Annotated in this window: 6 protein-coding genes; 1 reads left to right on the forward strand and 5 read right to left on the reverse strand. The window is 74.8% G+C overall.

The features are described from left to right. Positions 1 to 106 precede the first annotated feature (106 nt). From HCJ93_RS28715 to HCJ93_RS28735, 5 genes are read right to left on the reverse strand one after another with little or no spacing between them, the layout of a single operon-like run. A complete protein-coding gene (locus tag HCJ93_RS28715; protein ID WP_167998758.1) occupies positions 107 to 904 on the reverse strand; it encodes a type III pantothenate kinase in 798 nt (265 codons plus the stop codon). A 3-nt stretch (positions 905 to 907) separates the two neighbouring features. After that, positions 908 to 1,882, reverse strand: a complete 975-nt coding sequence (gene nadC / locus HCJ93_RS28720) for a carboxylating nicotinate-nucleotide diphosphorylase (RefSeq protein ID WP_309141537.1) — start codon at positions 1,880 to 1,882, stop codon at positions 908 to 910. Positions 1,883 to 1,887: 5 nt separating this feature from the next. Continuing rightward, the gene (locus HCJ93_RS28725) at positions 1,888 to 3,591 is read right to left on the reverse strand and encodes an L-aspartate oxidase (protein WP_167998760.1); all 1,704 of its coding nucleotides are present in this window, start codon (positions 3,589 to 3,591) and stop codon (positions 1,888 to 1,890) included. Continuing rightward, positions 3,588 to 4,604: a pantoate--beta-alanine ligase gene (gene panC, locus HCJ93_RS28730; protein ID WP_167998761.1), complete on the reverse strand. Its 1,017-nt coding sequence runs from the start codon at positions 4,602 to 4,604 to the stop codon at positions 3,588 to 3,590. The genes HCJ93_RS28725 and panC overlap by 4 nt, the downstream gene beginning before the upstream one ends. After that, a complete protein-coding gene (locus HCJ93_RS28735) occupies positions 4,601 to 5,533 on the reverse strand; it encodes a Rossmann-like and DUF2520 domain-containing protein (RefSeq protein ID WP_167998762.1) in 933 nt (310 codons plus the stop codon). The genes panC and HCJ93_RS28735 overlap by 4 nt, the downstream gene beginning before the upstream one ends. A gap of 147 nt (positions 5,534 to 5,680) precedes the next feature. Here HCJ93_RS28735 and HCJ93_RS28740 point away from each other — a divergent pair, with 147 nt between their 5' ends. Continuing rightward, positions 5,681 to 6,958, forward strand: coding sequence for a threonine aldolase family protein (locus tag HCJ93_RS28740; protein ID WP_240967980.1), 1,278 nt, complete (start codon positions 5,681 to 5,683; stop codon positions 6,956 to 6,958). The last annotated feature ends 69 nt before the right edge of the window (positions 6,959 to 7,027 follow it).

The raw sequence follows: 7,027 nt of genomic DNA on the forward strand, positions 1-7,027 counted from the left end.
CCTGCACGACCGCGGGCCGTCGCACCGACCGCGCAACGGTCCGGTGGCCCGCCAAGCAACCTGCGCGGCCTCCGCGCCTCGGCGGGTGAGACGGGGACCGTGGTGGTCAGAGGCGGGAGGCGTTGCGTTCGTAGACGAGGCGGAGGCCGATGAGGGTGAGCCAGGGCTCGTGTTCGTCGATGACGGAGGATTCGCCGAGGACCATGGGGGCGAGGCCGCCCGTTGCGATGACGGTGACGTCGTCGGGGTCGTCGGCCAGCTCGCGCGCCATGCGGTTGACCACGCCGTCGACCTGGCCGGCGAAGCCGTAGATGATGCCCGCCTGCATGGCCTCGACGGTGTTCTTGCCGATGACGGAGCGGGGCCGGGCCACCTCGATCTTGCGCAGCTGGGCGCCGCGGACGCCGAGGGCCTCGACGGAGATCTCGATGCCGGGGGCGATGACGCCGCCGACGTACTCGCCGCGCGCGCTCACCGCGTCGAAGGTGGTGGCGGTACCGAAGTCGACGACGATGGCAGGGCCGCCGTAGAGGTCGACCGCGGCGACCGCGTTGATGATCCGGTCCGCACCGACCTCCTTGGGGTTGTCGGTGAGGATCGGCACACCGGTCTTGACGCCGGGCTCGACGAGGACGGCGGGGACGTCGCCGTAGTAGCGCCGGGTGACCTCGCGCAGTTCGTGCAGCACGGAGGGGACCGTCGCGCAGATGGCGATGCCGTCGATGCCGTCGCCCAGCTCCTCGCCGAGCAGCGGATGCATGCCCATCAGGCCCTGGAGGAGGACGGCGAGTTCGTCGGCCGTGCGCCGCGCGTCCGTGGAGATGCGCCAGTGCTCGACGATGTCGTCGCCGTCGAACAGGCCCAGGACCGTGTGCGTGTTGCCTACGTCGATCGTCAGCAGCATGGGTTATTCCGCCGCTCGCAGGTCGAGGCCGATGTCGAGGATGGGGGAGCTGTGGGTGAGGGCGCCCACGGCGAGGTAGTCGACGCCGGTGCTGGCGTACGCCTTGGCGTTGTCCAGGGTGAGGCGGCCGGACGCCTCGAGGGCGGCGCGGCCCTTGACCAGCGCGACGGCCTCCTCACATTCGCTGGGGGTGAAGTTGTCGAGGAGGATCAGGTCGGCGCCCGCGCCCAGCACCTCGCGGAGCTGGTGCAGGGTGTCGACCTCGACCTCGATGGGGACGTCGGGGAAGCGTTCGCGGACCGCCTGGAAGGCCTGGGCGACGCCGCCGGCGGCGATGACGTGGTTGTCCTTGACCAGGGCCGCGTCGGAGAGGGACATGCGGTGGTTCACGCCGCCGCCGCAGCGCACCGCGTACTTCTCCAGGCTGCGCAGTCCGGGGGTGGTCTTGCGGGTGTCGCGGACCTTGGCGCGGGTGCCCTCGAGGGCGTCGGCCCAGGCACGGGTGGCGGTGGCGATACCGGAGAGGCGGCACAGGATGTTGAGGGCGCTGCGCTCGGCGGTGAGCAGGTCACGGGTGCGGGTGGTGACGGACAGGAGCACCTGGCCGGGTTCCACGCGGTCGCCGTCCTCGGCGTGCCGCTCGACCTCGAACTCCTCGGTGCAGACGACGGAGAGGACCGCCTCGGCGATGCGCAGTCCCGCGACCACGCCCGCCTCGCGGGCGGTGAAGTCGGCGGTGGCGACGGCGTCCTCGGGGATGGTGGCGACGGTGGTGACGTCCTCGCCGTCGGCCAGGTCCTCCTGGATGGCCACGTTGGCGATGTCCTCGACCTCCACGGGGTCCAGGCCCGCGTCGGCCAGCAGCTGGGCGAGGGCGGGGTCGAGGCCGCACTCGAGGTAGGTCTCCTCGTCGGCCCCGCAGCCGCAGCCGTCGCCGCAGCCACCGGAGGGGACGAGGGGGAGGTCGGGGGTGGTCACGGTATTCACTGCTCCTGGGTGGCGTGGAGGGTCGGGGGGAAGTCTGTGCCGTCGGTGGTGCGGGTGGCCAGCGTCCGGTCCGGATCGAGCCGTACCACGATGTGGCGGCGCCAGGCGGTGTCGTCGCGCTCGGGGTGGTCCTCGCGCCAGTGGCAGCCTCGGGTCTCCTGGCGCAGCCGGGCGGCGGCGACCAGGACGCGGGCCACGCACAGCAGGTTGGTGGCCTCCCAGGTGTCGACGCCCGGCTCGGCGGTCTTGCCGTGCTCGGCGAGGGCGTCGCGGGCCTCGGCGTGCAGGCGTTCCAGCTGGTCGGCGGCGGCGGCGAGGGAGGCCTCGGAGCGCAGCACACCGGCCCCGCGGGTCATGATCCGCTGGATGGCGAAGCGGGCCTCCGGCGGGAGCAGAGGGTGCGCGGGGCGTTCGGACTGGGGCAGCGGGTGCGGGTCGCGCGCCTGGAGGGGGCTGCGGGCGATGTCGGCGGCGATGCGCTCGGCGTAGACCAGACCCTCCAGGAGGGAGTTGGAGGCGAGCCGGTTGGCGCCGTGCACGCCGGTGCAGGCGACCTCGCCGCACGCGTACAGGCCGGGGACGGTGGTGCGGCCGTGGGAGTCCGTGCGCACGCCGCCGGAGGCGTAGTGGGCGGCCGGGGCGACCGGGATGGGCTCGGTGACCGGGTCGATGCCGTGGGCGCGGCAGGCGGCGAGGATCGTCGGGAAGCGGTGCTCCCACATCTCGGCGCCGAAGTGCCGGGCGTCGAGATACATGTGCTCGGCGTCCAGCTCCTGCATGCGGCGCATGATGCCCTTGGCGACGATGTCTCGGGGCGCGAGTTCGCCCAGTTCGTGGCGGCCGGTCATGAAGCGCACGCCGCCGGCGTCCACCAGGTGGGCGCCCTCGCCGCGCACGGCCTCGGAGACCAGCGGCTGCTGTCCCTCGGCGCCGGGGCCGAGGAAGAGGACGGTGGGGTGGAACTGGACGAACTCCAGGTCGCTGACCTCCGCGCCGGCGCGCAGTGCGAGGGCCACGCCGTCGCCGGTGGAGACGGAGGGGTTGGTGGTGGCGCTGAAGACCTGGCCCATGCCGCCGGTCGCCAGGACCACCGCGGGGGCGTGGACCGCGCCGACGCCGTCGTGCTGCCCCTCCCCCATCACGTGCAGGGTGACGCCGGCGGTGCGGCCCCCGGCGTCGGTGAGCAGGTCCAGGACGAGGGCGTTCTCGATGGTGCGCACGCCGCGCTCGCGCACCGCCTCGACCAGGGCGCGGGAGATCTCCGCGCCGGTGGCGTCGCCGCCGGCGTGGGCGATGCGGCGGCGGTGGTGGCCGCCCTCGCGGGTGAGCGCCAGGCCGCCTTCGGAGGACTCGTCGAACCGGGCGCCGGTGGCGATCAGCCGCCGTACCGCGTCGGGCCCCTCGGTGACCAGGATGCGCACCGCCTCCTCGTCGCACAGGCCGGCGCCCGCGACCAGGGTGTCGTCCAGGTGCTGTGCGGGGGTGTCGCCCTCGCCGAGGGCCGCGGCGATGCCGCCCTGGGCCCAGCGGGTGGAGCCGTCGTCCAGACGGGCCTTGGTGACGACGACCGTGGTCAGACCCGCCGCCTGGCAGCGCAGGGCCGCGGTGAGACCGGCCACTCCGGAGCCGACGACCACCACGTCCGCCGGGATCGACCACCCTGGGGCGGGCGCGTGCAGTCGTATGCCTGTGCTGGTCACGAGGCGTCTCCGAACGTTCCGAAGGTCAGCGGGATGTTGTCGATCAGGCGGGTCGAGCCCACCCGGCCGGCGACGGCGAGCACGGCCTCGCCGGTGAAGTCGTCGCCGATCTCCGTGAAGTCGGCGGGGTCGACCAGGGCCAGGTAGTCCAGTTCCAGCGGCGGGTCGAGCCGGGCGGCCTCGTCGAGGACCTGGCGGGCGGCGGCGCGGATCGCGGCGGGGCCGCCGGACGCCGTCGCCACGGCGTGCGCGTCGGCGGCCGCGCGGGACTCCCCTATGGCGCTGAGCGCCTCGGCCCGCGCCCGGCTGGAGGGCACCTCGCGGGCCCGGGCACGCAGCGCCTCCAGCGCGATGTGCCGGTCGCGGCCGGCGAACAGGGCCCGGGACAGGGCGAGGGCGGTGCGCCGCTCCTGGGGTGAGAGGTAGCGGTTGCGGCTGGACAGGGCCAGGCCGTCCTCCTCGCGGACGGTGGGCACGGCGACGATCTCCACGCCGAAGTTCAGATCGCGCACCATGCGCCGGATCAGCGCCAGTTGCTGGGCGTCCTTCTGGCCGAAGAACGCCACGTCGGGGCGGGTGAGATGGAGCAGCTTGGCGACGACGGTGAGCATCCCGTCGAAGTGGCCGGGGCGTGCGGCGCCCTCCAGCCGCTCCCCCATGGCCCCGGCGCGCAGGGTGACCTCCGGCCTGCCGCCCGGGTACATCTCCTCGGCGGACGGGGCGAAGACGATGTCGGCGCCCGCCTGCTCGGCGGTCTTCAGGTCGGCGTCCAGGGTGCGCGGGTAGCGGTCCAGGTCCTCGCCCTCGCCGAACTGCAGCGGGTTGACGAAGACGGTGACCGTCACGAAACCCTCGCGGCCGACGTGCTCGCGCGCGGCGCGGATCAGCGTGGCGTGGCCCTCGTGCAGCGCGCCCATGGTCATCACCACGGCGGTGCGGCCGGGGACCGCGTGCCGGCCGAGGGCGTCGTGCAGGTCGGCCACGGTGGGGGCGAGTGCGAAGGTGCGGCTCATCGGTCTTCCCCGTTCTCGGGTGCGGCCGCCCCGTCGGCGAGCACACCCAGCAGGTCCTCGGCGAGTTCTGGCTTGAGCAGGCCGTGGGCGAGGGCCCGGTCGGCCGTGGCGCGGGCCATCGCCAGATACCCGGCGACGGTGGCAGGCGCGTGGCGGCGCAGCTCGGTGATGTGCGCGGCCACGGTGCCCGCGTCACCGCGCGCGACGGGACCGGTCAGCGCGGCGTCCCCGGAGCGCAGGGCGTTGTCCAGGGCGGCGCCGAGCAGCGGGCCGAGCATCCGGTCGGGGGCGCCGACGCCCGCCGTGCGCAGCAGCTCCATGGACTGGGCGACGAGGGTGACCAGGTGGTTGGCGCCCAGGGCGAGGGCCGCGTGGTAGAGGGGGCGGTTCTCCTCGGCGATCCATTCCGGCTCGCCGCCCATCTCGATCACCAGGGCCTCGGCGGCCAGCCGCAGCTCCTCGGGCGCGGTGACGCCGAACGAGCAGCCGGCGAGCCGCTGCACGTCGACGGGGGTGCCGGTGAAGGTCATCGCCGGGTGCAGAGCGAGCGGGAGCGCGCCGGCGCGCAGGGCGGGGTCGAGCACCTTGGTGCCGTACCGCCCGGAGGTGTGCACCAGGAGCTGGCCCGGCCGCACCGCGCCGGTGTCGGCGAGCCCGGAGACCAGCTCGGGCAGGGCGTCGTCGGGAACGGTCAGCAGCACCAGCTCGGCCCGCTGCAGCACCTCGGCGGGCGGCACCACCGGCACCTCGGGGAGCATCTGCTCGGCCCGCCGCCGGGAGGCGTCGGACACGGCCGAGACGGCCACCGGGCGGTGCCCGGCGAGCTGCAGGGACGCCGCCAGGGCGGGGCCCACCCGTCCGGCGCCTACGACGCCTACGGTGAGCCGCGCGGGGCGGTCCCGGGGATCCGGCTGTGGGGTTGTGTTCACGCGAGGGCGGCCTTCCCGTTCCAGTCCGCTCTGGGTACCGGACGATTTCTCGTCATGCTAACGCGAGGGGTTCCGCGGGCGGCCGGCTGTCCACAGGCTGTGGGTCTCCGCCGTCCCCGTACGGCGGCGCACGGGATGATCGCGGGCATGAGCGATACGGCGCGACGGACGGAAGAGACGCAAGAGACGGAAGAGCCGGACGAGGAACGGACGGAGGGGGCCTCGCGGCGGGAGCGCAGGGCGCGGCTGCGGGAGCGGCGGCTGGCGGCCCACCGGTCGGCGCGGCGGGTGCTCTCCCGTCCGGTGACGGCCGCCTCCCTGCGGGAGCGGCTCGCGCTGCTCGACGGGGCGGGCGGCCTGTACGACCTGGACGAACCGGGCGACCTGTACGGCGACGGCGTGGTGGAGGTGCTGGAGGAGCGGACCGCGGCCCTGCTCGGCCTGGAGGCCGCCGCGTTCTTCCCCACCGGCACGATGGCTCAGCAGGTCGCACTGCGCTGCTGGGCGGGCCGCACCGGCAGCCCCGTCGTCGCGCTGCACGCGCTCGGCCATCCCGAGACGCATGAACGGCACGCCTTCAGCCAGGTCAGCGGGCTGCGCCCGGTCCATCTGACGGACGCGCCCCGGCAGCCCACCGCCGAGGAGGTGCGGGACCTGGACGAGCCGTTCGGCACGCTGATGCTGGAGCTGCCGCTGCGCGAGGCGGGGTTCGTGCTGCCGGACTGGGAGGAGCTGACCGAAACCGTCGAGGCGGCGCGGGAGCGGGACGCGGTGGTCCACTTCGACGGGGCCCGCCTCTGGGAGTCCACGGTCCGCCTCGGCCGCCCGCTGGAGGAGATCGCGGGCCTCGCGGACAGCGTCTACGTCTCGTTCTACAAGTCCCTCAAGGGCTACGGCGGCGCCGCGCTGGCCGGTCCGCGCACGCTCGTGGAGGAGGCCAAGGCGTGGCGGCACCGGTACGGCGGCTCGGTGTTCCAGCAGTTCCCGACCGTGCTGTCGGCGCTGGCGGGTCTGGAGCACGAGCTGCCCCGGCTGCCCGAGTACGTGGCCAACGCCCGTCTGGTGGCCGCCGCGCTGCGGGAGGGGTTCGCGACGGCCGGGGCGCCGTGGGCGCGCGTGCACCCGGAGGTGCCGCACACCCACGAGTTCCAGGTGTGGCTGGCCCACGATGCCGACGCCGCCACCGAGGCGGCGGTCCGGCAGGCCGAGGAGACGGGAGTGGAGCTGTTCTTCCGGCCCTGGCGGCCGGCGGGGCCCGGGCTCGCCGTCACCGAGGTCGGGGTGGACGCGGCCGGGCTGGAGTGGACGGCGGAGGAGGTGACCGAGGCGGTCGGCGCGTTCTGCTCCCGGCTCGGCGGGCGTACGGACGGCCGCTGGCGGCGGGGGCGTGGCGGGGGTGCAGCTGGCGGACCGGGGCGGCCCTGATGCGGCCCCGGCTGACGGCGGCGCGGGCACGGATACGGCCCCGGCTGACGGCAGCGGCAGCACGGATGC

The sequence above is a fragment of the Streptomyces composti genome (assembly GCF_012034205.1).
Taxonomy (GTDB): Bacteria; Actinomycetota; Actinomycetes; order Streptomycetales; family Streptomycetaceae; genus Streptomyces; species Streptomyces composti.